The sequence below is a fragment of the Paenibacillus bouchesdurhonensis genome, from assembly GCF_900155685.1.
Taxonomy (GTDB): Bacteria; Bacillota; Bacilli; order Paenibacillales; family Paenibacillaceae; genus Fontibacillus; species Fontibacillus bouchesdurhonensis.
Window position 1 is genome coordinate 942,937 of sequence record NZ_LT732547.1, and the last position, 26,406, is coordinate 969,342.

Here is a 26,406-nt window from a genome sequence, read left to right on the forward strand (position 1 = left end):
TGGCTCCTCCTTGGATGGGGAACGTTCCCCATTATGATTAAAAAAGAGATCTCGCGCAAAAACGCTTGATCGTTATGAAGCATCCGGTTCCCGTCTTTTGCATGTATTTCCTTCCTGGAGTACGGGTTTGAATTGCTGAGTTATCGGTTCGGGTGTCTGTCCTGAAATAAGTGATAATATCATTTCTATTGTGGCTCTAGCCATCTCCCCGAGAGGCTGTCCCATGGAAGTCAAATTATGAATTCCAGGCTTGAAGCTAAGCAGTCCGACTAGATGGTCGAAGCCTATTACCGAGATGTCCTCTGGAATACGCAGCCCGGCAAGGTGCAGGCTGTCTATCATTTCGTAGGCGATGAGATCATTGAATACGAACAAGGCGGTAGGACGATCCGGCTTCTCAAGCAGTGCTTGGGCTGCAACAGGCCCGCAGCCAATTGAACCATCGGTGTAAATAAAGTGGTCAGAAGTCGGTTCATGCCCCGATGCAAGCATCGCTTGTTTGAACCCGAGGTAGCGGTCCACCGCCACCCGATGCCGTAAGTTTCCTGTAACATGGACAATATGGCGGTGTCCCAGGTCATGCAAATACCGGACAGCCTGCTCGGCGCCGCCAACATTATCAACAAGGACATTCGGGATCTGCAGTTCCTCATAATAGTTCTCGATAACAACGAAGGGAAAATTCACGGCCATCAGCCGTTCAATTACAGCGGAATCATCCTCAGCGCTTCCGAACAGGATCACTCCGTCTGCAGCACCACCCATGAAATACTGAATATAGTGAATCTTAGATGCTTGTTGCTGATTACAGCTGCAGAATACCAAGTGAACGCCCATCTTGCGTGCCCACTTTTCCAGCTCGCCAGCTAGTTCCGAGTAAATCGGCGACTTGAAGGAGTCGTATACGACTCCGATTACGCCAGTTTTGCTAGTAACGAGGGTCCTGGCGGCGATATTCGGCGTATAATGCAGCGCCTTTGCGGCTTCCCAAACCTTGTTTCGAGTCTCTTCACGAACGCCGTATTGATGGTTCAATACTTTGGATACGGTTGTTTTGGAAACGCCAGCGAGCCTTGCAATATCCAGTATGCTTGCGATGATCACCCCTCCTTTCCTTTCTTTCTGCTCCGTATAGGGAACGTTCCCCAAATGTATCTTAGCTTAAACCCCGGCAAAGAACAATAGTGAATCTGAAGAGAATCTGAAGAGTTATCCCAAGGTAAAAATATTACACGGTGATAAGTAGAATTTATCAACCGTTTTATAATTTTCCCTGCTCTATAATAAGGGGGACGCATACAGAAAGGAGAGTTTGCTTTGAGAGAAACGATAGAGCTTCGAGAAGCGCCATTGCCTGCCCCGCCTAAAAAAAGCTATTGGAATCAAAAAAGAAGAGAGAACTTGGCCGGCTGGCTGTTTGTTGCCCCGGAAGTGATCGGCATGCTGCTGGTTTCCGTTTTTCCACTTGTCTTTAGTCTGTTCCTGAGCTTTACGAAATGGAACTTGGTAGGTGGCTTGTCCGATATAGAATTCATTGGATTCGACAATTTCAAAGCCTTGTTCAGTGACAGCCAGTTTCTGAAAGCCCTGAAGAACAACGTGATGTTCACAGCGCTTGTTGTTCCGGGGGGAATTATCATTTCATTGATTATGGCGGCCTTGATTCATTCCAGGGTTTATTTGAAATCATATTTCAAAATCGCCTTCTTTATCCCTTATATCTGCTCTACGGTGGCTATTGCCGCGATCTGGTCTGCGTTATTTCATCCTTCGAAAGGGCCGATCAATCAGACCTTAATGCAGCTGGGGATCATGGATCCTCCTAAATGGCTAGTGGATACCACCTATGCGATTTTTGCCATCATGATTATTTATGTCTGGCAGATTGTCGGATATAAAATAATAATCTTTATTTCGGGCCTGGCCGGTATTTCCAATGAACTGTATGAATCCGCAAATATTGATGGTGCTGGTGAATTAAAGCAGTTCTGGTATATTACGATTCCGCTTCTTGGGCCGACTACGTTCTTTTTGACCATTACGAGTATTATTACCTCCTTCAAAGTGTTTGATATTATCAAGTTCTTGACCGATGGCGGACCGAACTATGCAAGTACGGTGATCGTTTACCAGATTTATCTGGAGGGCTTCCAAAGATTCAATATGGGCTATGCTTCCGCCATGTCTTTAGTCCTCTTTGTCATGATCGTACTGGTGACTTCGGTGACCTGGATTTTTCAAAGCAAGAAAAGCCATAATTAACGATTGGAGGTAAATGCGGATATGAGTATGAAGATCAACTGGGGAAAGCTGATTACCACTGTGCTAATGGGATTGCTTTCACTGTGCTTCCTTCTCCCCCTAGTATGGATGCTCTCTGCAGCCAGTAAGGTTGAGAAGGATGTATGGACATTCCCGATCCAGTGGATTCCCGAAACCTGGAATTTCGTCAACAATTTTAAGGAGGTCTGGATGGGCAAAGTCCCGTTCTATATGTTCTACTTGAATTCGATCAAAATTGCCTTGATCGCCACGCTGGCCACGCTGATTATTTCTTCTATGGCGGGATACGCGTTTTCGAAGATTGACTTCAAGGGAAAGCATTTGTTGTTTGGACTGTTATTATCATTCATGATGATTCCCGAGCAATCGACACTTGTACCCAGATATCTGCTTATCAAGTGGCTGGGACTTTATAATACACATAGCGCTATCATTTTGCTGCTGATGTTTTCTATTTATTTCACGTTTCTGTTCAGACAATATATGATGGGCATTCATAATGATCTGCTGGAGGCTGCGCAGCTGGATGGAGCCGGATATTTCCGGATTTATCGGCAAATTATGATTCCTCTTTGCAAGCCCATTATAGCTACGGTGGGGATCATTAAATTCATTTGGACATGGAATGATTACCAGACACCGCTGATTTTCTTAATGTCCAAAGAGAAATTCCCGATTCCGCTGGGCATCCAATTTTTTAAGGAGGAATTTGCCACGAATATATCCGTTATGATGATGGCTTCGTTGTCTGCAATCATTCCACTTATTATTATCTTTTTGATTCTGCAGAAGCAGGTCATCGAAGGAATTGCGCTCGGAGGGGTAAAAGGGTGAATTCCGCACATTCCCGCAATATTGCAAGTTGACATTCCGAACAGGGCATCGACAATAGAGTTAAGATGTATCGGAGGAATTAAACTAAAAGGATTGTGGGCACATGCTGCGTAAAAAACTGAATCAGATTTCTCTTTATCAAAGGATACAACTTTCTTTCATTATCTTCATTCTGTTGCCGTTCGTAGTCATTACGTATAATTCCTATACATCTATTCGCGACAACGTAGCGAGAAATGTGAAGGAAGCCAGTATCAATACCGTTGATGTAACAGCAGATCATCTTAATAAGACGGTTGAAAGTATTCTGTTTGCTTCGTTGTATTTCTCGGAGCTTAAGGATACGGAGATGCTGGAGAGTTTAAGGATATTAAGTGAAGCGACCCGCTTCTCTGACTATGAGGAGTTTCGACGCTTTCGAAGATTAAACGAAATGTCGAGCGTATTGATGGCCCAAACGATCGATGCGGATCTTAGGATGTTCATGTTGAATGCCGGCAATCGGGTCATTATGGGGAATATTGATCTTCCCATGTTCTCGGTTTACTCGAACGAGTCTTTTCAAGAGGCCGCCCGCCTCAGCTCAGATGAGGCTTCGCACTTGCATTGGTTTCAATGGCAGGAGGATAACAAGCTCTATTATTATGCCGCCAAGAATATTAAGGATCCCGTAACCCAGATCCATTTGGCGACATTATTCATGGGCATTCCTGAATCCTATTTTAATAAGCTGTTTGATACGTTGGACAACGGTTCAATGATGTTGTTAGATCAAGATGGAAATAGGATAGTAAGCAGCTTGAATGCTGACTATGATCCGAAGAAATGGATTCGAACCGAGAAAGTGATCAACAATCTTGGATGGAAGCTAGTATATGTAACCCCGGTTTCTCAAGAAGAGACGCTGGTGTCACGGGAGTTTCTGTTTTCTTTTTTGACTATCAGTGCATTTTTTGTCGTATTCCTTATTTTTTCTGTTTATCTCGCACGCAGAATTACAACGCCCATTTATCATTTGCGCAACACAGCAAAACGTTATGTAGGCGGTGACCGCAGTGTCAGGATGCAGGTGCAGGGCAAAGATGAGATGGCGCTTCTTGGGAATGTATTCAATCGTATGCTGGACGATATTAACCGGTTAATTGAACAGGTTGAGGTAGAGCAAGAGGAAAAAAGGGAGATGGAGATGCAGGCCTTATTTTCCCAAATTCGTCCGCATTTTTTGTTGAACACACTGAACTCAATAAAAGTAGAGCTCGTGATGGCGGGCGACATGGCACACAGCCAGATCATCGCTTCTCTAATCTCATTGCTTCGGGCTTATATCCGTCCTAATGAAATGGCGACACTTGAAGAAGAATGCAGACTTTTGGAGAATTACTTGAAAATTATGCATGTCCGAAATAAGATGGACTTTCATTTCAATTGTTGCTTGGAGGAAGAGACGAAAGATTTTCAAATTCCCCGCTTGCTGCTTCAGCCGATTATTGAGAATGCAGTTATCCATGGGTTTGCCTTGCATCCAGAGCATGCGACAATTCAATTGAATGCCACCTGGACGAGGCAGTTGCTAACCATCGAAATCGCTGATAACGGCAGGGGAATGGCGGAGGACAAGCTGCAAGCTTTAAGCGTAAAATTGAATTCACAACAGGAAGATGACCATTCCTCGAGTCACGGTGTCGGCCTGATCAATGTTTCCCGAAGGCTGAAGCTGGCCTACGGGGAAGGAGCAGCATTGAAGGTGCGATCGAATGAAGACGGCGGACTGACATTCCTGCTTGAGATTCCTTATCATCAAACCTCCATAGGTCATTCATAACGGCGTGAAGCCGAAAAGGGGGGGCAGCTATGTATAAAGTGCTTATTATTGACGATGATGTGCCGATGCTGCAGTATTTGGAAAAAATGATGGACTGGCCTGCGTTGCAAATAGAAATTGTCGGCAAATGCTTTTCCAGTGAAATTGCGATCGAGGTCTTTCGAGATACACAACCGGACATAGTTATTACGGATATTGGATTGCCGATCATAGATGGCATTCAATTAGCCTGGACTTTTCGCGAGTTGGATCCGGATGTCCGTATTATTTTTCTGACGTGCTACGAGGAGATATATTATTTAAAACAAGCCTTCCAATTGGATGCGGATGATTACCTGATCAAAGACGAGCTAACGAGTCAAAAACTAATTGACAGTGTGGAGAAAGCACTTAAGTGGATCAAAGCAAGGGATAAGTCTCAGGAGCGCCTGGCCCTTAAACAGGACATTCAGCGCAATAAGGTGGTCTTAAAGGAGCAGTTTCTTGACGCAGTCTTCAAAGGAAACAGCGATAAAAACATAAGAAAATTCGGGGAACGATTGAATGTTGGACTGGCGAAGCCAGGTTTTCGGCTGGCTCTGCTCTATCTGGACACAAGCTCGATGCTGGAGGCTTATGCCATTAAGGATCATACTTTACTGCAGTATGCGATATATAACATAGCCGGGGAGCTTCGAGCGGATAGCAGCAAGACAATTACTCCTTTTCTTTATCATGATGAAGGTGTTTACCTGCTTTTTAATGTTGACCCCAGTGCAGAGGAGCTGCATTCGCAGCAGGATGTATTTCTGGATTTCATTGAGGATGTTAGGCAGAGTGTGAAACGTTTTTTAAAAATGAAGGTATGGGTCTATTATTGCCACGAAACGGTGGAGTTGAATCGTCTTGGCGCTGCGTACCGGCAAATTTCCCGTTATATCGAACAAGCTTACTATTCCGGCCAAGATTTGGTCCAGGCCACATCCGGTGTTGATTATTCCAATTCGTTGGATCCTAGCGCGTTTGACAAGGAGTTGGAGTTGGCCCAGCATGCTTTTGACACCGAGAATCCTCAATTGATTGATCTGATGCTGAGTAACTTGCGCAAGAAGGCAATGAATCATCGCATGCAGCCCTCTATGGTTAGGGAGATGTTTGAAAACGTAGTTCGCTCCGTTGCCCTGGAACGCCATGTCTCGGTGCTGGAGCCCTTCTATTCCTTACTCAAAAGAAGCGCTCGTGCGGAAGAAACGGAGCAGTTGGCTAAGACAGCCTTGAAAAGGCATCTCCAGCTTACATTAAACGTGAAGCCCGAAAAGGTTAAAAATTCCGAGCTGGCAAAAATCAATCAGTACATTGATGACCATGTTTGCGAAACTGTAACGAGCGTCAATATAGCCAATTATTTGCATTTGAACCCCAGTTACTTTTCCAGGTACTTTAAGAAACGATACGGAAGGAATTTTACCGATTACGTCCATCTGTACAAGATGGAACTGGCTAAAAATTTGCTGAATAATCCGAATGAAACGATGGAGAATGCGGCCTATTTGCTAGGGTATTCGGATCGGGCTTATTTCTCAAAAATTTTCAAGAAATATGTTGGGATGTCGCCGAGCGACTACAAGCACAAGCTAAGCAAAGAGAAGTTGACAGACTAGGAGGAAATTGAAATGAACAACCAACAGCAGAAGGAATTTTTACACTTGCCGGAACGGCAAATCCCCGTCAGCAAGGAAGTTGATGTGCTCGTCTGCGGGGGCGGGCCTGCCGGAGTAGGAGCGGCACTTGCTGCTGCAAGGAACGGTGCATCTGTTCTATTGATTGAGCAGCGTGGATATTTGGGGGGCATGGCCACGGTAGCGAATGTTCCGGCATTCTGTCCATATACGGATCACGTTAAACCAGTCATCCGGGGGATTGGTCTGGAAATCCTGGAGGATATGAAAGCCAGAATGGAGGCGGGTTTTCAGGAGGAATGGAAGGGTGAGCTGGACTGGGTACCGATTCATGCAGAAATCTTGAAGCTGCTGCTGGATGAGAAGATGCAAGAGGCTAAAGTGTCGATATTATATCATACTTTCATTGGAGATGTGCTTGAGGAGAATGGTGTTGTAAACGCGGTGATCATTCACAATAAAACGGGTACACAAGCTGTGAAGGCGAAGATTTACATTGATGCGACAAGCGACGCCGACCTGGTGTATCATGCCGGTGGGCAGCTTGTCCAAGGTGGCGATGAAGGGGAAATGCAGCCGGGGACGATGTGTTTTATGCTTCACAATTTGGATCGCAATCGCTTCTTAGCCCGTGTCGATGAATATGGCGTCGATCTAAAGCATGCCATCAACAAGGCCAAGAGTGAAGGCAAGCTGAATGTCGTCCGGGATTGGGCAGGGATATCCTGGCTGAACGATCAGACCGCCGGCTTTAATTTTGGACATATTTTTGGCATCGATGGATCCAAGGCGGAAGATCTGACGCATGGCGCAATAGCTGGCCGTGCGCTTGTCCATCATATTACGGATTGGCTTCGCGAGAATATTGCCGGTTTTGAGCATGCGTTCTTATCCTTGACAGGCGAGCAAATCGGAATTCGCGAGACAAGAAGAATTGTCGGGGATTATATTCTCACCTCCGATGATTTTCAAAGCTGTCGTTCCTTCGCTGACGATATCGCGCGCAACGCCTATTATATTGATCTGCACATGGCCAATGCACAAAGCGGCATGACCATGGTTCATCTGCCGCCGGGGCAATCTCACGGAATTCCTTATAGATCGCTGCTTCCAGTGGGAATTGAGAATGTAATTACCGCGGGTAAATGTATCTCTACAGATAGAGCAACCCAAGGGGCGACTCGGGTGATGCCGAATTGCTTTGCTATGGGAGAAGCTGCCGGAACAGCAGGGGCGATACTTAGCTCGAAGGGCTTGAATCGTACGCGGAGTATCGACATCAAGGAACTGCAGCAACAGCTTGTAAGGCAAGGGGCCTGGCTTGGCGAAGACATCAACGGTGCCCAATAATTCTAGAAAGAAGTTGAAGGCAATGGGTGAACATGCCTTCAGCTTCTTCTGTGAGGGACGGAGCCGAGGTCAAAAATTTACACACCAGAAACACGAGTAGTTACACGGGCTTGTGAAAAGAAGTCATTTATAATGAACATGAAATTAACTCAAATACGTGGAGGTAAACAATTATGAAAAAGGGTTTGTCATTCCTTATTGTACTGTGTCTGATCTTCACCATGATCGGATGTTCGAGCAGCAACCCGGGGTCAGCGGACAGCAATGCTGCGAATAACCAAGCCGCCAATAAGGGGAATGAGGGGGCCGCGGAATCGAATGAGCCCGTAACAATCAAATTCTATACCTATAAGACGAAAAGGGATGAAGAGCCTTACGTCATTGCTGTAAACGCCTTCAACGAAGCTCATCCGAATATTCAAGTGGAATATGTCGATCTTGTGCAAAACAATGACACGGTTGAGTTCCTGAATAAACTGGATGTATTGATGGCCGGCGGCGAATCCGTCGACGTGTTCCACACCGGCAATTTTGAGCAATTAATTGAAAGGGCTGCCCGGGGCGTAGTTGCTCCGCTCGATGAGTTCTATGCCAATGAGAATGTAGATCCGCAGGAAGAATATGTGCTTAACCCGACCTATGACGGCAAAACATACGGAATTATCGCCAATTCCTCCCAATGGATGGTTGTATTTAATAAGGATCATCTGGAAGAAGCGGGATTGCCCATTCCAGAGATGGGCTGGACATGGGATGATTACCGGGAATACGCCAAGAAGCTGACAACGCCGGAACACTACGGAACATATTTTCACACTTGGGGGGAATACCCGAATATTATCGCCTATACTGAATTGCCTCATCCGCAATTGAAAGAAGATCTGACATTGAACTTTGATGACCCTTCATTTAAATACTTCTTCGAGCTTCGCAGAGCCATGGAAGAGGAGGATAAGAGCGTAGAGCCTTATGCGGATGTGCTGGCATCAGACTATCATGTCCTGCAGCAGTTCTTCGCTGGCAAAGCTAGCATGCTAGCCACCGCTTCCTTCGTAGTGAATGCCGGTACCTTGCTGGATCGCTTCCCACATGATTTCCAAATGGTTTATGCACCTGTTCCACGCTCTTCAGAAGACGCTGATATGGGATTAACGAACGTATCGGGCAGCTTCCTTGGAGTTGGTGAGAAGTCTAAGCATAAAGAAGCTGCATACACCTTTGCAAGATGGCTGACGACCGAAGGTGCACAATATCTGCAAGATATTCCGGGCTGGAAGAAGGTTGACGGCAACGCTCTTCTCGAACAATTTTATGGGGACAAACAGGATCTAATTGATCTTAAATCCTTGTCCAGTACGCTATTCGACCCAAGAGTAAAAATGAACTCAGCAGGCATTGCTGTTCCTTATGGCAGTGAGTTAAAGACAATTGTAGAGAATGGATTCAGCCAATACATGTTGAACAATATCACGTTTGAAGAAGCACAGAAGTTCATGATGACGGAAGGGGAAAGGCTGATAGAAAAATAACGATCATCGTATTAGCAAAAGGATTGGAGACTAAGAGAAGGGAGTAGGTTGTTTTGCTGCTGTTTAATTGCAAAATGAAGGTTATCCAAAAATGGTTTCTGATAGCCGTTATGCTGTGTTCAAGCTTTATGTCTCAGCTGGCCACCACAAATGCGGCGGGAGCAAATTCAATGAACACAGGTGAAGGATCATCCTCAGCTCTAGTAGCTGGGGATAACCCTACATCCTCCGGAGATGCCTACGTTCGCTACGAAGAGGGCGATTTCGGGAAAGTATGGACGTTCGGCACCAGTCAGATCGAGAAGGTGGTCAGACTCCAGGATGGGAAGTTCCAAATGACAAGCCTTGTCAATAAGCTGGCAGGGGGCCAGACCGGGAAGGAGTATTTGAGTCCTGGCGATGCAGCTGATGAATTCGCTATTAAAACCGTTAACGAAGGCAATACGAACGGTTCTGTAGTCAGCGGCAGCAGCGAGAACTGGAACTTGGAGAATTACTCGACATTTCTAGGCTCGCAGCAGGAGCTGATTCTCAGCGTGTCGCTGACGAGTCCGACGATGCGGGTAACGCGAAACTATCAGATCCTTCCGGATACCGGGGTGATCGAGGAGTGGACGTTATTTACCAACCTGGGAGACAATGAAGCGACCTATGCTGAACCGAGATTTATACTTAGCAGGGTCATGTCCGACGCGGCGGCAGACAATGTCATCGTATACCATATGGTTGGCGATAAAGTAAGCAGTATTCCTAAGCATACGCTGGTACAAGAGCAGGTCAATATGAACGGCTTAAAAACTATCGAAGGCTCGGGCGCCGATGTGAGCCACCCTTTCGTGGCGCTTCAATATAAGGATACGCAAGACGGAGTATTCTTTACTTGGGATTATACTGGGAAATGGCAGGCCAAGGTTGGCAATAGCTCCGGGGTGACCTTCATTCAGGCAGCGGCTTACAATCGTTTGGATGAGGAAAATTGGACCTTTTCTCTAAAGCAGAATGAGACCGTTTCCATGCCAATGTCTAGAGTAGGCGTGTTCGTTGGGGATACGGATGATATGGGGAACGCCATAACGGACTACCAATATAAATACAAATGGAATCATACGAACGATGACTTCATGAATCTCATTCGCTTCGGAGGATATGGCTCTGATCCGGAGTTTATCTTTCAGAAGGTGAACAGCAACCGATATATCGGCGGAGACATGGTATGGATCGACGATGGCTGGCAGACCAACCTTGGCGATTGGGAATGGAAAGAGGGCATGCCGATTGAGAAGTATCAGGAATATATCGCCAGAAACAATCAAGTTCTGGGGCTTTGGATGCCGCCATGGGGCGCGGAGCAGCATTCGCAGCTTATGACCGAGCATCCGGACTGGTACATCGAATATAAGACGGGAATGGACGCTAGGAAGACAGGGCTTGATACATCCAATCCCGAGGTTGTGGACTATATCCGCAGCAAGGTGAATGAGGTACAGTCCGCCCTTGGCGGATTTATGCTTAAAACAGATTTCAACCAGTATAAGGACGGATTTTTGCGGGCTCAAGGCGTAATGAAGATCATGGAAAATTTCAAGCTGGATCATCCGGATCAAGGCCTGCATATTTGCAGTGACGGCTCGGGTGTACTTAATCCAGGCAGCGCAGCACTAAGCGAGCTTATTCTGCTTCAGGACGGTACACCGGATTACAGTGACGGTTACTATGCGTCAATGCTGTACCCGATCGACAAGATTATGACGAGCAGAGGCAGGGGAGACATTGGTTCGTACAGCAAGTCGAACCGGGCCATGCTGAGCTATGCCATGACAGTCGCTGGCAAAACCAATGGTACGATGGAGGAATTGGAGCCGGTCCGAAAGGATATGGATCTGTACCGCTATCTAAAGGGTCAGGGCGTAATGGGCCGGTATGTGAAGGTGTACCGCCCGTCTCACACGTCAGAGGCCGACCGCTATTATTTCGTGCAAAAGATGAATAAAGACGGGGATAAGGGCTATATCACCGTGCGTTTCGATCCCAGCTTTGCAGGGGAGAATGTAACCTTAACTCCGAAAGGTTTGAATCCCTCATCAGTCTATACGATATCCACGCTGGAAGGCGGCATGGCGACTGCAACCAAGACCGGCGTAGAGTGGATGAGTGAAGGGATTGCCTTAACCCCCCTGCAGCTTGGCGAAGTGATTTTTCTGAACCTTGAGAACAGACCGGGATCCGCCAACGATCAGATCGTTCCTTTACCTCCAGTGAATGTGTCTGTAAGCAATGCAAGATATATGGATCGCAGTGGAGTAGAGCTTACTTGGGGCGAAGGCTCGGACAATAACTGGATTTCCTATTATGAGGTTTTTAAGAACGGAGAAGCCTATGATAAAGTGTCAAAAGGCACGTACTATTTTGACGCTAATGGTACGCTAAACGACCAATACAGCATTCGTACCGTGGATGGTGACGGTAATGTATCTGGTGAAGTAGCGGCTGTGCAGAATGCGCCGTCGATCCAGCCCAATGTGGCTGAGTTTGACAAAGCGCCTAATCTCCAAGCAGATATAATAACCGAGATTACCTGGAACAACGCTACGAAAGTGAAGGATATCAAGCTGAATGGGGCTAGTATCGGTTTCGATGCTTATGCTATAGGGCAGACAGAAGGCGGTCAGGCAGCTCTGACGATCAAGAAGGAATTGTTAGCTGTGCAGGATGTGGGAAGCTTGGAGCTGATGGTCGAGTTTGACCAGGGCTATAAGCAATTGCTGATTGTACAAATCGTTGACAAATCCGGCGCGACATCGGGAGATGCCTATGTAAGCTTTGAAGATATGGGGAATGAGAAAATTTGGACGATGGGCACAGATCAGATTGAGAAGGTCGTGCGGATTCAGAACAGCAAGTTTATCATGACGAGCCTCGTTAATAAGCTGGCGCCAAACGGCGGCAAGGAATACTCTACGCATCCGGAGACTATTTCTGATGAATTTGCGATTAAGCCCGTTGTTCCTGGCAATACAAGTGCACCCATCGTCACGGGAAATGACAGTGTATGGACGTATGAATCCCATTCCATTACGAAGGGCGATCAAGGTGAATTGATTCTTAGCGTGTCGGTAACAGGCAAGTCGATGAGAGTAACGAGGAATTATCAAATCTTGCCTGATACCGGGGTAATCGAAGAATGGACGGATTTTACGAACCTCAAGCAAGCTCCGGCTATATTCAGCGAACCGCGTCTAATCCGTTATCGCTTGATGCCGGATGCAGGCGACAAAGTTGATCTTTATCATGTCAATGTCAACAAGAACGGCGGGGCTACCGAGCATGTTCTTGTCAAACAACCGGTGAACAAAACCTCGCTGACTACTATTGAAGGCTCAGATACCGAGATCAATCATCCGTTCTTCGCTATGCAATACAGGGACGATCAGGATGGCCTGTTCTTCACCTGGGATTACTCTGGGAAATGGACGACGAAAGTCGGGAATAACTCGGGCATGACCTTTGTCCAGGTAGCAGTATATAACAGATTGGATACCGAAAACTGGATATTTACCGTAGATCCTGATGAGACATTCTCTTCACCTGTATCCAGAGTGGGTGTATTCCGGGGCGATGTTGATGATCTGGGCAATGCCATAACAGATTACCAGTACAAGTATAAGTGGTCTGACACTAACGATGCCTACTTGAATCTGATTCAATACGAGGGGGCCGGTACCGATCCGGATACAGTGTTCGAGAGAATCAGCAACAACCGGTATATTGGCGGTGATTTGATCTGGCTTGAAGAGGGGTGGCAGACCAGCGTGGGCGATTGGAGCTGGAAAGCGGCGATGCCCATCGATCAGTACCAGCAATATGCCAGCATGAGCGGCCAATCTTTGGGACTTTGGCTCCCGCCTTGGGGTGCAGAGCAAGGCTCTCAGTTACAGAATGAACATCCGGATTGGTTGATTGAATACAAAGCAGGGATGGATCCTAGACAAACCGGGCTGGATACCTCCAAACCAGAGGTTGTCCAGTATATTCAAAATAAGGTCAGCTCTCTGCAGAATGAATTCGGCGGATTTACGTTAAAAACAGATCATAATCTGTATAAGGACGGGTTCTTAAGAGCGCAGGGCGTGATGCAGACTTTGGAGCAGTACAAGCATAACCATCCGGACAAAGGGCTTCATATTAGCAGCAACGGATCGGACCTGCTCCATCCGGGCAGCGCGGCTTACAGTGAGTTTATCACTCCGCAAGAGGGTGCTGCCGGACTGAGCGAAGGCTACTATACCTCCCTGCTGTATCCGATCGACAAGCTGGTTTCAACCCATGGCAGAGGAGAGCAGGGCACCTATTCGAAAGCTAACCGGGCTGTGCTCAGCTATCAAATGACGGTGGCAGGGGGAGCGGCTGCGCAGGAAGATCTGGAGCAGCTCAGACAAGATGCCGATTTATATCGTTATTTGAAGGCGCAGGGCGTTATGGGGAGATATGTAAAGGTGTACCGACCTGTAACGAATGCGAATGGACAGTATTATTTTGTACAGAAGATTAGCCAAGACGGAAGCAAGAGCTATATAACAGTGCGCTTCGATTCGGCACTTGAAGGAACGGACGTGACAGTATACCCGAAGGGGCTGAAGGAGGATCAGGCATACACAGTTTCTACACTGGAAGGCGGGATGATTACCACAACGAAAACAGGAGCTCAGTGGATGAGCGAGGGTATTCCCTTGACCCCCTTAAGGACGGGCGAAATCATCTTCCTGAATCTCGAGGGAAGGCCAGGCTCTGGATTGGATCAGACTGCGCCTGATGCACCAGAATTGATCTCGGTCGACAGTGCCGAATACATGGGCAACAGGGGGATGGAAGTGGTCTGGAAGGAGGGATTCGATGACAATTGGATCTCTTACTATGAGATTGAGAAGAACGGAGCGCCTTATGATAAAGTGTCGAAGGGAACCCGCTATTTTGATGCTGGCGGTCTTTCAACCGATCGCTATCGTATTCGCACTGTAGACGGGGATGGCAATGCTTCGGAATATGTTCCTGAGGAAGCGGACTCGTCTGAGCCATCGCTTAGCCCCAACAATGCCAGCTTTGACAAGAATCCCGAGAAGCAGGCAGACGTCGTGATCGGCATAGCCTGGAACTCAGCGTCCGAAGTGGCGGCGATCCGCCATGGAGATGTAACGGTCACACAAGATGTCTATTATACTGTGACCGGGGACTGGCTCACAATTAAGAAAGAATACTTGAACATGCAAGCGGTTGGCGAGGTGGAGCTCACAGTAGTATTTGACACCGGTCAGGAAGCTGAACTGAGAATCACGATTACTGATACCTCCGCCGGTACTACAGAACCGCCAATCGTGGATAAGTCCAGGCTGCAGGCTGCATTAGCTGAGGCGCGCTCCAAGCTGGACAGCGCTGAGATCGGCGATCAGCCGGGTCAATATCCGGAAGCGGCCTTTGATGCCTTAAGCACTGCGATAGCAATCGCGAATGAAATAATGAGTCAAGAGGCCGCGCAGGACGCTCTGGACTCTGCGCTGATGGATCTCATTCGGGCTATTTCTGAATTTGAAGCTGCCAAGCTGCCAACACAGGAGCCAGCGGATGAAATCGCTCCGGTATGGCCCAAGGATAAGTCCATGAGAGCTCTTAATGTTGGCAAGACAAGCCTTGACCTATCCTGGACAGCTGCGATTGACGACACATCAGTAACTAATTATAAGGTTTATATGAATGGAGGCGAACTCGTCACGGTGACAGGTGATGTATACAGTCATACGGTTACGGGATTGACCTCGAACACGAGCTATTTATTTAAAGTGGAGGCGGGCGATGCGGCAGGAAATTGGAGCACGGGAGGACCGAGTGTATATGTAACGACCCAAGCCGATGCTTGGAACAGCGGTTGGACGACGATGCCGAGCCCTGTTCCGGAAAATCCTGTGTCGCCAGAACCGGAAAAGGAGCCAGAGCCGGAACCCACAGTACCGACAGATTCAATTGTGCCTGCGGAACCGAAGCTTCCTGCAATAGAGCTGGCTGATATTTCGGGGCATTGGGCGAGAGCAGCCATTGTACAATCCGTGGAGCTCGGTTTTGTAACAGGATACGGGGATGGCTCATTTAAGCCGAATGCTCGGGTAACCCGCGCTGAAATTGCAGCAATGTTAGCAAGAGCAATGAAGCTGGAGCCCGGCGATTCTTACTTGCATTTTGTTGATAAAGACGTCACTCCGAAATGGGCACAGCCGTTTATCCAGGCTATTACTGAAGCAGGTATTGTATCTGGATACGAGGATGGAACCTTCCGGGCAAACAAGGAAATCACGCGTGCGGAAATGGCAGTTATCATTGTTCGGGCATTAGGTCTGGAGGTAACTCCCGATGTCAAGCCGGCCTTTGAGGATGCCGGACAAGTGCCTGCTTGGGCTAAGCCTTTTGTAGCGACAGCTGCGGAGAAGGGACTTATAAAAGGGGATGGCAGCGGCAGATTTCACCCGAATTCCTCTTTAACCAGAGCGGAAGCCGTCACAATGATTCTGGCGATGTTGAATTATGAGAGAGGTTGATTTCACAGAATAGAGGAGAGAAGCCATGAAGGAGTGGCATGGACGAAGCTGGGGAACGCTGGGAGACAGCATTACTGCAGCGAACGGCTACCAGCCGCTGGTTAGTGCGGCTTTAGGCTTTGCCACAGTGCATAATTATGGCCGTAGTGGCTGCCCAATGACCTCAGGCGGAGCTACCGATGAGGGAGCCACGGTGAAGGTAGGCTACGAGATTGAGGTAGGGCTGGACTGTGTTTCAATATTTGCCGGTACGAATGATTACCGGCTAAGCAAGCCGCTTGGCACTCCAGACAGACAGGATCCGCTGACGTTCATTGGTTCGTATACGACGCTAATTGAGCATATTCTGTCAGTGAATCCATCATGTCGATTGAATTTGTGGACTCCGCTTCAACGCGACAAGGATGTTTATGACATCGAACGACCTAACGAGGAAGGTTATCGTTTGCGTGATTATGTGGAGGCAGTAATCGGCCTAGGCAGACGCTATGGGTTGCCGGTGCTGGATTTGTATGCAGAGAGCGGGTTTAACAAACTGACGCTCCCGTTCTTTACGGAGGATGGTTTACACCCCAATCAGCATGGCCACCAGAGAATTGCATCAATGGCTATTGCATTTTTGGAGCGGCTGTAATCGGCTAAACAAGTGCCTCCACATCAACGCCTTTGGGTTACCCATGCTCAAATGATAAACATTCCAATCAGTTCAGCTAACACGCCCAAGCTCTAGGATTCTAAAGCTTGGGCGTTTCATATTTTTCACCCGAATTCTCTCCACCTTCAGCATAAGGTGATGCGGAGGGTTAATCCCCAAAGTGTCGGAAATGTGTATAATCGCCCTGGATGGGCTTGTAACAAATAAAAGGGGAGGGGGTGTATGAGATGAATCGGAGTAAGAAGGCCTGTCTTTTGATAATGACGATTTGGCTCGGGTTGGCGGGACTGTTCCCAGCTGCGAGTGCAAGAGCCGCCGATTTGCCGCTTACTCAAGGAGCAGGCTATGCGCCAGGCGCTTATGATTATGAGGCGGCCCAGCCGACAGCTTATAATTGGACAAGGCAGTCCAGGTTTATGGGGAACCCGGATCATGATGTGAAGTGGTCGTTTGCAGCAGGGGACAAGATATATTCCACCCCTGCGATTGGGCAGGACGGCACGTTTTATATCGGTTCATCGGATGGGTTGTTATACGCACTGGATCCTGATGCTGTTGATGAAGACAAACGGGAGAGGTGGTCGTTCGATACATCGATAAGGACTTGGAGTATGATCGTCTCATCGCCTGTGGTGGGAGCAGACGGTACGGTCTATATTGCTGCGGTAGGCTGGTATGGGGATGGAACGTTATATGCGTTGGATCCGAATGTTGAGAATGACAACGAGCGGGTGAAATGATCCTTTGCAGCAGAGAAGAAAATACGCTCATCCCCTGTGATCGGCCCGGACGGCACGATATACATCGGAGCTGATGATTATAAGCTCTACGCGATTGGAACGAGGTCGTTCATAGCCGCTCCAGAGCAGATTGCAGCCGAACCTGGCGAAAGTGCTGTAAAGCTTTTGCATGGGAGGCTGTTGACAGAGCTGCTGGCTATAGGGTCTATCATTAGTTCAAGCCGACCAGTGGGAGCTCATCAACGGGGATCAGCTTATTACCGAAACAGATTATACTATAAAAAATCTGACGGCAGGCGAGTTGTACTAGTTCACAGTACAGGCGGTTAATCATGAAGGAATGGAAAGCGACTTATCCGCATCCGCATCTGCAACACCCTACACCAATGTAGCTGAAGTGCTAGCCTTTGCACCAATTCAAGTCGCCAAGGGCACGAAGCTGGAGGAGTTGTCTTTGCCTGCTGAAGTGCAGGCTCGCCTGACCGATGGTTCTGAGCAGGAGTTCCCTGTACGCTGGGATTTAGTGAACACAGACTATGACCCAGGGCAGGCTGGAGCTTACGCAGTCACCGGGGAGCTGCAGTTGCCTGGATATATTCGCAATCCCCATCACTTGCATGCGGAACTGACCGTAAGCGTGCTGCCGGACAACGATGCGAAGCTCCGTAACATTCAATTGAACGGAGAACAGTTGCAGGGCTTCAAACCTGAAATCTATACCTACAGCGTGCGCTTCCCCTATACAACAGAGCAGATTACGGTAACGGCCGTAACGTATGAGCCAGGAGCGACCTTCGAGATCGTCGGAGGAAATTCGCAGCGATTGCAGTTGGTAGTAACCTGATTGAAAATTATCGTCACTGCGGAGAATAGAGACCTACAGCGGTATACGCATACTGTGAATAGAGAACCGGACAGGGCGGACCCCGTCTGGCCGCCCGGCAGTGAACAGATCCTCTCAGACATCCTGGGTTAAGCAGGACAGTTGCGACACTCCCTCCTTCATCCCTTGGTGGCGGTGGTTCGGGCAGTTGGGGAGGCGGCTCGTATTTATCCAGCAACGCCAGTCTGAAGAAGCTGGAGGTATGGGCGGACGGCCGACGTGTAGCTTTAGAGCCATCGTTTACAGCAAACACCTTGTCTTATGCAGTCAGGACGGAGGCGAAGCATATCGAGGTGAAAGCCTCTACCGAGCACTCCGCGGCCAAAGTGATATGGCTAAATCAAGCGTTGGGCAATGGCATTAAAATCGACTTGCAGGAAGGGGAAAATGTCATATCGCTGCAGGTTCAGCGGAGGACGGCACCCGCAAGACGTATACACTTTCCATTGTCCGGGAATTACCTCCACTTGCTGAACCGGAAATGCCTGTGATCTCGTTTACCGATATCGCTGAACACTGGGCGGAAGGCTATATCAGAAACGCAGTATTATTTTAAAATCCTTGGCCCGCCGAGATGTTAAGAAAACATGGGATTTGAAGGATTGGCTGAAAAATTCCTCTAAATTTCCCGGATTAAAGTTAAAAAGATTATAACGAGCTGTATCCGACACTCTTCAGGAATTGGGCTGCTTGATGAAATTCCCCATCTTTTGGGATGTGATTTGTATTTTCATTCTGCAGGCGTTGATATCAAAGAATATCGCAACGATATTTAGGAATATTCCAGCATTTCAGAGGGGATCCGGGCAGAAATTCTGTGAGGATCGCCCGGTAAGGGATCAAACGATTTGTATGCTCTGGCTTCTTCGCGAGAGCGGTTGCATGCGTGATTTTTTTCGCGGAATGAGCTGGACATAGTAAGTGCCCGAAAGTATAAATTGTATCAAGGTGCTCCGCTGGCTAAAGCCTTGTATCCCATCCGCATCCATCGTGGCATTGAATTAGCAGCGAAACAATTTTTCCGTATGAAAAAATGGGGCAGTAAAGACACAAGTGGGTGGCGGTTTGAACTTTTTACATCCCATTTTGGAACGCTCGCAGGCTGTTTTTATCGATATGGAGGCGATGTTCTCCAATCCAGCTGCAAGATTGCATGATGTAAAGCAGCGATTGGAATCCAAAGGCCATACGGTTGCGGTGCTGAAGGAAGGTCAGATTCCGACAATTAAGATAGATAATATTGTTTATGAAGCGATTCCGCATGCCATACACGGGAGAGTGCCGATCCATGGTGTGCGTCTAATCCCGAAGCCCCTATTTTAAAGGAGTCTTGAATCATGTCCCAGACAGCGTTCTATTGAGGCCATATTGGCCTCTGAGTTCGTAACTATAGGTGAATTAGTACGGTTTACGGATTTTCGCTATAGTACATTGAAATTTTACCCAGAAGAGGGTATGCTGCCCTTCACACAGGCGGAGGAAAATCTGACTCGCAGATCTACAAGAGAGGAAACCGTCGCGCGCATTCATTTTATTAAGGAACTGAGAGCAAGTGGCTTATCGATCCAGTAAATTAAAGAAGCTCTTAATAAGAGTCAACAAGTACACTGTAGACCCGGTATATAAGATAAGAGCTATCCAGCGATTCTATAGGAGAGAGAAGTAGCTGCGAATACAACACGCGCTTGGGTCTTACGCCTTCTGGCCGTTAGATGTATAATCATGGAAGGAACTCAGACAACGAATGGGAGTTCCTCCACCGCATGGTACTGCCTCATTCTCTTAGCCATAGGGATTCCATATTCCATTCTCAAGCCTCGCACATAATTTCGAACCGTACTTTCTGCAACCTCTAATCCTCCATAACGTTCCTTGAGCCAATCCATCACTTGAGCTGCGGAGAGATCCGTATATTTGCGCAACCAGCTAACGATCTCTGCTTCGAACGCTTCCAACTTCTTAGACCTTGTCTCGAGTCTCTCCAAGAACTCTTTGTACTCGTTAACCGTTAGATCCCAGAACTTGATCACTGTATTCCTAGATATTTCTAGGTTTCTGGCTACTTGCGACTTTCCCAAACCTAGCCTTTTCTGTTCCTGAATTGCGAAGTACATAGGCCACCTCTCTTCTTTCTTCAATACCCCTTCCTCCTGGTGTTAGAATTTCCAGTTCTATGATACCTTAATAGGAAGGGTATGGAAGGTTTTGTTCATTCTTATTTAGCGGAATCCGTTAAGTCTAGTTTAGCGGTTACAGTTGGCCTACAAGCCGCTGGCAGTTGTATCTTATATCGGATACTCCTAACTTGTCACAGGTGCTAAGCCGTAAGCCCTGAAAGCTATTTTTCATGGGTGTTCAAAAAAAGGTCACAGTATTCGTGTCTCTATTGCTGGTTCAGATATCCCTAACTTTGGAATATTACCGCAACTAAGTCCGACAAATAACCCTGCTGACCCGACGAATAATATCGTACCGGTTATCACAGTTCGCAGTGAGGAATATCCTTCTGGAATTACACTGCCGATTATCCCACGATAACGGGAAGGCTACGCAGGACATTAACCATTTTGTCCAAGTTCATCCTTGCTGTTAAGTATAGCAGATATCTCCGAGCAAGCTGCAGTTGCCCAGGAGAATGCTTCAATGCAAGAAGTGGCATCAGCAGCCGAGTTACTAAGCAAAGATGGCGTCAGAAATATAAGAATCGATAGGAGGACTAAAGTGTATTAAGGATCCGCCGGATATCTGAAAGCTCATTTTTACAACGAACATAACTGATAGCTACCACCGCCAGCTCCGCAAGGTGACAAAAGGCAAGAACATCTTTCGCGACGAAAGAGGCCCTCCTAAAGATACTGTTTTTGGTCATCATGGATGTCACGCGAAAATGGACAGGATGTATTTAAAACAGGGGGAAAATGCTGCTGCAGCTCTCAGTCTACTTTCCTGAGCGTATCGGCCAGCATCCATCGCGAGGTCGATCTCCCCCATGGGGGAGATTCTCTATAAACGACTTTACGCTAAATTTATTGACAGACCCAATCACCTTGATCGACTTATTAGATACAGAAGTTTACGACTTTTACTCGATCATCGTCTTGTTAAACTATTCCGATATTGATTCGGGGTTAACCCTGTGTACTTTCTGAAAACTTGAGAGAAATATTTTTCATCCTGATAACCGACTTGATAGGCGATCGCACTAATTTTGATCCCTGGATTAGAGAGCAATTCAGTTGCATGGTCGATTCGTATTTGATGCAAATACTCCAAAAATCCCATGTTTAATTTCTGCTTAAAAAGAATGCCTAGATAACCAGGAGTTATGAAAATTTCTCTTGCTACTGTGTTTCGGCTAATATCTTTGTTGTAATTTTGGTTTATATAAGCCAGAGCTTCTTGAAATATTCTATTATTGTTTTTGGAGGAGTTCATATGATCATTTATTCTGAACATAATTCCTGTTATTACATTTTTAATCACATCTATACTTGAACTAGTGAGGATCTTTGGCAGCTTCGAGAAATCTTCTTCAAAGATTTCATCGGTATTTATGTTTTTTTCAATACAAAAGTGAAACAAACTAAAAGCTAGAGCCAGCATGGAGTTGTGAACATGGCTTCTCGAACTACTTTCGGGCTTTAATGCATCATGAAATACATTAAACTTCTCAACCATTACTTCCTGGTTACCTGAGATAATGGCTTGAATAATAGCTTTCTCTTCAGATAGGGGATATGAAGTAGCTTCCTCTGTATCCTCCTCCATGTAATTTACGATTTTTTGTGAGCCTTTAAGAAACCGCTTTTCTAGTGCATTTACAGATTCACGATAAGATGTATGGAGGTGTGATATCCCTTTGTCGAGACTTCCTACGCCTATCGAAACTGTTAGTGGAAGATATTGACTAACTCTCATTTGTAACTTCGTCATAATCTCTTGGGATTTTTTAGTATCAATCCACTGATCTGTGTTCAGAATCGATATAATGGTATCTTGATGTTCAAAGGCAGCACAGACGAGCGTATGAGAGAGCACTTCTTCCGTAATATTTTTAATTGCAAACTTAAACAGTTCAATTTCCTCATAATCATATTTTTGCTCCAATGTATAGAAATTATCAATTTCAAGTACCAGAACACCGAATAGCATCTTTGGAAATGTAATATTGTTGAGGCCTAGCATCAACTCAAGACGATCAGTTGGGAGACGCTCTGATAATAGTACCAGTCGATTTAATGTTCGTTCCCTTAATAAAGGCAAGCTATTCTGAAAACCCACACGTAATTTCTCCATAGCCTCATTTTGCTTTTTATCCTCGTTAATATTGATTGCTTGTTTCTTGACAATTTCCAGAATCTCATCTGGACGACTAGGTTTTAATAAATATTCGCAAGTGCCGAAAGTCATAGCTTTTTGAGCATAAACAAAATCATCGTAACCACTATAAATAATGTTACGAATGCTAGGGTATAATCTCGATACTTCCTTTATTAAATCAAGGCCGTCCATAACGGGCATTCGAATGTCCGTGATAATGATGTCGACTGAATTTTGTTCAAGAATTTTCAGTGCTTCGCTCCCATCGCAAGCTTCACCTGCAATTTGGATATCATGCGCATTCCAGTCAATCACATTTCGTATTCCTTCACGAGCACGTCTTTCATCGTCAACAATTAATAGGCTAATCATTGATGTTCACCCTCTCCTGCTTTAATGGAACTCGAAGAAATACTTTTGTACCGACACCAATTTGACTTTCTATTCTAAGCGTAAATTGATCATTGTAAAAGTGCTTTAAACGTGAAAATACATTGTGAATTCCGTAACCGCTGGTATCGCTGGAAAGATTGGAATTACTCTGTGGGACGTAATCCATAATCTTATATATTGTTGATTCATCCATCCCGACTCCATTGTCTTCTATTATAAATTCAAGATTGTTGTCTGCTAGATGACAAGAAACTTTAACTATACCGCCTTCATGCCTTTTTTCAATTCCATGGGTTATTGCGTTCTCAATAAAAGGTTGAAGGATCAGTTTTAGAATGACGTATTGGTCCAGCTCAGTCGGAATTTCAATTTGATAATGCAGCTTTTCCTCAAATCTCATCCTCTGAAGCGCAAGATAATGGCCGATAAGTTCTTTTTCCTTCGCTACACTTGTGAGACTGCTGCCACGGTTTAAGTTAAGCCTAAATAACCGCGAAAGGCTAATAATCATATCGGAAATTTTTTTGTTCTCTGAAGTCTGAGCTTCCCAAAAGATTGTATCTAACATGTTATAGAGAAAATGGGGGTTTATTTGAGCTTGCAATGCTTTAAGCTCCGCCTCTTTTTCACTAATTTTTAGCATGTACACATCATTTACTAATGTACTGATCCTTGAAACCATACTGTTAAATCCCCTGCCAAGTTCACCGATCTCATCCCGGTATTTAATATCCACCCGTTCCTTAAAATTACCATTTTGGAATCGCTTCATAGATCGCTGCAAAGTTTTAATCGGTGCTGTAAGAAAGATTGTGCTCACCAGCATTATTGGCAAGCTAAGGATTAAGCAGACAACAATTAAGATGAGTACAAATTCTTTTATTGTGCTCAACTCATTGGTGAGAAAAGCAAAAGGAACCGTGTAAAAAATACGCCATCCCAGGGAATCCATCGTGCTATAAGTGACTAACAGCTTTGCTCCATTAATCGAAACGATTTTAGTCCCTGTTTTCGTTTGAATATCTATATCGCTTAAGATTTTAAAGAATTTATCCGTCTGATATTGTGGCATTCCTGCTTGCAATAGTGGTGTGCCATTCTGATCTAGCATGACGATACCATGTTCATTATCATAAAGATTTTCAAGGTAAATTTTTCGAACCGTGTCCGAATGAATGCCGACAAATAACAGTCCGATATGATCACCGTTGTAAACATTACGTACAATTCTGCTCATGCCAATCATTTCACTCGGGTTGTGGTGGAAAAAAATATCTTGATTGTCGGTTGAAGAAAACCAATAGGGCGCGCCATTTTTCTGCTTTATTTCTGAATAAATGGAACTATCATGAATATTAGAAAGTGGGTAGGGAATGCCGCCGTAACCAGTGGATTCGCTGAATAAAGGACTATCTGCAGTCCCGTACAGAGATAAGTAATCAAAAATGCTGGTAGTCAGCATGTAAGCCATAATGGAGGCTGTTGGCCCATCATATAGAGTACTTTCAAGTGATTGACCGGAGCTTCCTTTTTGAGAAAGTTTGGATTGAACAGGCTGAGAGGAAATAAATATGGTTGCCCAGTCCTCAATTTGTTTTCGCATGGCAGAAATACCGTTCCCGATCTGTGCGATCATCCCGATGTTAGTCACGCTTACTTTATCGATAATTTCTTTTTTGACAGTCTGGTAAGAATAAATACCAATCGATAGTGTGATAAGAGTAATAACCGAATAAAAAGTAATGAAAATTTTTAGACGAATGCTTAAATCTAAGAAGAGTCTTTTCACTGGTTTACAGTCCTTCCTTATCAAGTGTCACAAAATCAATTATAAACACGTATTTGGAGCAGGAACAATGAGAGTAGTGTTATAGTTGCGAAACTTCAACCTTACTGTCTTTTTCTCGACTGACTCTTCAAGATGTGCATGATAAGATTGCTCACATAGCGAGATATTAAACTTCAAGGGGGATTAAAATGATTAGAAGGGCTACAGTTAAGTTGCTACTCACAACCTTGGTAATGGTAATTTTGTTGGCTGCTTGCGGCAGTAATGACAATGGCAATTCAGGTTCTAACTCGGCTACAGATTCTGCAGAGCAAGCAAAAAAAGTTACACTGCGTTTCTTCTCGAACCTGCCGGATCGGAAAACTGGACAAGGTCTGGCTGAACAAACGATTATTGATAACTTCATGAAAGAAAATCCGAATGTGAAAATCGAGGTCGAAGCACTAGGGGGAGAAGCTCAGGGGAACAAGCTTAGAACTTATATGGCGTCAAATGAACCGATTGATATCACCATGGTAACTGGTGGAGCAAATCTGGACACGCTAAGACAGGCTGGATATGTAAAAGAACTGAACCCAGCAGATTACAGCGGTGATGAATTTGGTTTCCTTCCGGGTTCGTTTCAGAATTTTACGTTTGATGGCAAACTGTATGCTTTGCCTAGGAACAGTGACTTTGAAATCATTTATTACAATAAAAAACTATTTGAGGATAATGGTATACAAGTACCGACAACGATTGACGAACTGATTGCTTCTGCGAAAGAATTCCGTGCGAAGGGAATCATTCCGATGTCCATGTTTGGTAAGGATCTGTGGAATTTGGGGGAAATGTACCAAAATATTGTTGCGCGGGTAAGCGGTGATCAGCAAGCCATTCTGGATGCAGTTGAAGGCAAATTGTCTTTCAAAGATGATCCCGCTTTCCTAGAAGGTGCGAAAATCTTCAAGCAGTTAGTGGATGCAGGTCTGTTTCAAGATGGCTTTATGACAGCGGATTACGGAATGTCTCAAAATTTGTTTACACAAGGAAGAGCTGCAATGTGGTATTCGGGCTCTTGGGAAGCCGGAATGGCGACCAATAATGACCTTTCCGAAGAGTTCCGTGCGAACCTTAATGTTGCGAGCTTCCCGGTCGTAGAAGGCGGAAAAGGAAAAGCTACCGACCTGCAAGCTTGGAATGGTGGGGGTCTTGCTTTGGTCGCGGCTTCCAAGCATCCTGAAGAAGCCAAGAAATTTTTTGACTACATGATGAGTGCCCAACAATGGCCAAAATATGGTTGGGAACTTGGGGGGCTATTCCCGGCGCAAAAGTTTGAATTAACAGGTGATGAACCCGAGGTACAAAGAAAAATGAATGATATGCTAGGAAATGCAACCTCCACTCCTGGGAGTTCCTGGATTGATCATGGTACTGCGGCCTTCAAAGACGATACCAATAACTTATTCGGTGCATTCGCAAGCGGCTCAATTACACCTGAACAGCTGATCGACAAGTTGCAGGAAGTGTCCGAAAAACAAAGAAAATAGGTTGCACCAAGTATAGGGTAGGACGAGGCCTATCCCATAT

General features: G+C 45.9%; 17 protein-coding genes and 1 pseudogene. 14 read left to right on the top strand and 4 right to left on the bottom strand.

Translation table 11 applies throughout. The features are described 5' to 3' along the window. Window positions 1-72: 72 nt before the first annotated feature. Entirely contained in the window at window positions 73-1,104 is a 1,032-nt protein-coding gene (locus tag CZ379_RS03900; RefSeq protein WP_199925437.1) for a LacI family DNA-binding transcriptional regulator, read from the bottom strand. Between the two features lie 213 nt (window positions 1,105-1,317). On the opposite strand from CZ379_RS03900, the gene CZ379_RS03905 reads away from it, so the two are divergent. The 12 genes from CZ379_RS03905 (at window position 1,318) to CZ379_RS03965 (ending at window position 19,907) form a co-directional block, all read left to right on the top strand. After that, entirely contained in the window at window positions 1,318-2,262 is a 945-nt protein-coding gene (locus tag CZ379_RS03905) for a carbohydrate ABC transporter permease (RefSeq protein WP_234404798.1), read from the top strand. A 21-nt stretch (window positions 2,263-2,283) separates the two neighbouring features. Continuing rightward, window positions 2,284-3,117 (top strand): carbohydrate ABC transporter permease, encoded by an 834-nt coding sequence (locus tag CZ379_RS03910; RefSeq protein WP_110930411.1) that lies wholly within the window; start codon window positions 2,284-2,286, stop codon window positions 3,115-3,117. A 103-nt stretch (window positions 3,118-3,220) separates the two neighbouring features. Continuing rightward, window positions 3,221-4,939 carry a sensor histidine kinase gene (locus tag CZ379_RS03915; protein ID WP_110930412.1) on the top strand — a complete coding sequence of 573 codons (1,719 nt, stop codon included), beginning with the start codon at window positions 3,221-3,223 and terminating at the stop codon, window positions 4,937-4,939. A gap of 29 nt (window positions 4,940-4,968) precedes the next feature. Continuing rightward, complete coding sequence (locus CZ379_RS03920) at window positions 4,969-6,579, top strand: response regulator transcription factor (protein WP_110930413.1); 1,611 nt, start codon at window positions 4,969-4,971, stop codon at window positions 6,577-6,579. A gap of 12 nt (window positions 6,580-6,591) precedes the next feature. Continuing rightward, entirely contained in the window at window positions 6,592-7,947 is a 1,356-nt protein-coding gene (locus CZ379_RS03925) for an FAD-dependent oxidoreductase (RefSeq protein ID WP_110930414.1), read from the top strand. Window positions 7,948-8,120: 173 nt separating this feature from the next. Then, on the top strand, window positions 8,121-9,476 hold the full coding sequence (locus tag CZ379_RS03930) for an ABC transporter substrate-binding protein (protein WP_110930415.1): 1,356 nt from the start codon (window positions 8,121-8,123) through the stop codon (window positions 9,474-9,476). Window positions 9,477-9,646: 170 nt separating this feature from the next. Continuing rightward, window positions 9,647-16,057 carry an S-layer homology domain-containing protein gene (locus CZ379_RS03935; RefSeq protein ID WP_199925438.1) on the top strand — a complete coding sequence of 2,137 codons (6,411 nt, stop codon included), beginning with the start codon at window positions 9,647-9,649 and terminating at the stop codon, window positions 16,055-16,057. A 25-nt stretch (window positions 16,058-16,082) separates the two neighbouring features. Further along, window positions 16,083-16,691 (top strand): SGNH/GDSL hydrolase family protein, encoded by a 609-nt coding sequence (locus tag CZ379_RS03940; protein WP_110930417.1) that lies wholly within the window; start codon window positions 16,083-16,085, stop codon window positions 16,689-16,691. A gap of 248 nt (window positions 16,692-16,939) precedes the next feature. Next, the gene (locus CZ379_RS03945; RefSeq protein WP_110930418.1) at window positions 16,940-17,452 is read left to right on the top strand and encodes a PQQ-binding-like beta-propeller repeat protein; all 513 of its coding nucleotides are present in this window, start codon (window positions 16,940-16,942) and stop codon (window positions 17,450-17,452) included. 340 nt (window positions 17,453-17,792) lie between these two features. Next, window positions 17,793-18,296, top strand: coding sequence for an Ig-like domain-containing protein (locus tag CZ379_RS03950; RefSeq protein WP_110930419.1), 504 nt, complete (start codon window positions 17,793-17,795; stop codon window positions 18,294-18,296). A 1,104-nt stretch (window positions 18,297-19,400) separates the two neighbouring features. Then, window positions 19,401-19,658, top strand: coding sequence for a hypothetical protein (locus tag CZ379_RS03960; RefSeq protein WP_110930421.1), 258 nt, complete (start codon window positions 19,401-19,403; stop codon window positions 19,656-19,658). A 45-nt stretch (window positions 19,659-19,703) separates the two neighbouring features. After that, a complete protein-coding gene (locus CZ379_RS03965; protein WP_267890467.1) occupies window positions 19,704-19,907 on the top strand; it encodes a MerR family transcriptional regulator in 204 nt (67 codons plus the stop codon). 161 nt (window positions 19,908-20,068) lie between these two features. Here the strand turns inward: CZ379_RS03965 and CZ379_RS03970 are convergent, their stop codons facing one another. Further along, window positions 20,069-20,473, bottom strand: coding sequence for a hypothetical protein (locus CZ379_RS03970; RefSeq protein WP_234404799.1), 405 nt, complete (start codon window positions 20,471-20,473; stop codon window positions 20,069-20,071). Window positions 20,474-21,084: 611 nt separating this feature from the next. Here CZ379_RS03970 and CZ379_RS27120 point away from each other — a divergent pair. Beyond that, window positions 21,085-21,238 (top strand): annotated as a pseudogene (locus CZ379_RS27120) (transposase); the annotation flags it as partial. A gap of 187 nt (window positions 21,239-21,425) precedes the next feature. On the opposite strand, the gene CZ379_RS03980 reads toward CZ379_RS27120, so the two are convergent. Continuing rightward, the gene (locus CZ379_RS03980; RefSeq protein ID WP_110930423.1) at window positions 21,426-23,027 is read right to left on the bottom strand and encodes a response regulator; all 1,602 of its coding nucleotides are present in this window, start codon (window positions 23,025-23,027) and stop codon (window positions 21,426-21,428) included. After that, window positions 23,020-24,837, bottom strand: coding sequence for a sensor histidine kinase (locus CZ379_RS03985; protein ID WP_110930424.1), 1,818 nt, complete (start codon window positions 24,835-24,837; stop codon window positions 23,020-23,022). The genes CZ379_RS03980 and CZ379_RS03985 overlap by 8 nt, the downstream gene beginning before the upstream one ends. A 188-nt stretch (window positions 24,838-25,025) precedes the next feature. Here CZ379_RS03985 and CZ379_RS03990 point away from each other — a divergent pair, with 188 nt between their 5' ends. After that, window positions 25,026-26,366, top strand: coding sequence for an ABC transporter substrate-binding protein (locus CZ379_RS03990; protein WP_110930425.1), 1,341 nt, complete (start codon window positions 25,026-25,028; stop codon window positions 26,364-26,366). Window positions 26,367-26,406: the final 40 nt, after the last annotated feature.

What these genes read in the sequence shown, in the direction of transcription:
- CZ379_RS03920 (WP_110930413.1), top strand. Translation starts at nt 4,969, where the DNA reads ATGTATAAAGTGCTTATTATTGACGATGATGTGCCGATGCTGCAGTAT.
- CZ379_RS03930 (WP_110930415.1), top strand. Translation starts at nt 8,121, where the DNA reads ATGAAAAAGGGTTTGTCATTCCTTATTGTACTGTGTCTGATCTTCACC.
- CZ379_RS03925 (WP_110930414.1), top strand. Translation starts at nt 6,592, where the DNA reads ATGAACAACCAACAGCAGAAGGAATTTTTACACTTGCCGGAACGGCAA.
- CZ379_RS03980 (WP_110930423.1), bottom strand. Translation starts at nt 23,027, where the DNA reads ATGATTAGCCTATTAATTGTTGACGATGAAAGACGTGCTCGTGAAGGA.
- CZ379_RS03990 (WP_110930425.1), top strand. Translation starts at nt 25,026, where the DNA reads ATGATTAGAAGGGCTACAGTTAAGTTGCTACTCACAACCTTGGTAATG.
- CZ379_RS03940 (WP_110930417.1), top strand. Translation starts at nt 16,083, where the DNA reads ATGAAGGAGTGGCATGGACGAAGCTGGGGAACGCTGGGAGACAGCATT.
- CZ379_RS03935 (WP_199925438.1), top strand. Translation starts at nt 9,647, where the DNA reads ATGAACACAGGTGAAGGATCATCCTCAGCTCTAGTAGCTGGGGATAAC.
- CZ379_RS03945 (WP_110930418.1), top strand. Translation starts at nt 16,940, where the DNA reads ATGAATCGGAGTAAGAAGGCCTGTCTTTTGATAATGACGATTTGGCTC.
- CZ379_RS03950 (WP_110930419.1), top strand. Translation starts at nt 17,793, where the DNA reads ATGGAAAGCGACTTATCCGCATCCGCATCTGCAACACCCTACACCAAT.
- CZ379_RS03910 (WP_110930411.1), top strand. Translation starts at nt 2,284, where the DNA reads ATGAGTATGAAGATCAACTGGGGAAAGCTGATTACCACTGTGCTAATG.
- CZ379_RS03915 (WP_110930412.1), top strand. Translation starts at nt 3,221, where the DNA reads ATGCTGCGTAAAAAACTGAATCAGATTTCTCTTTATCAAAGGATACAA.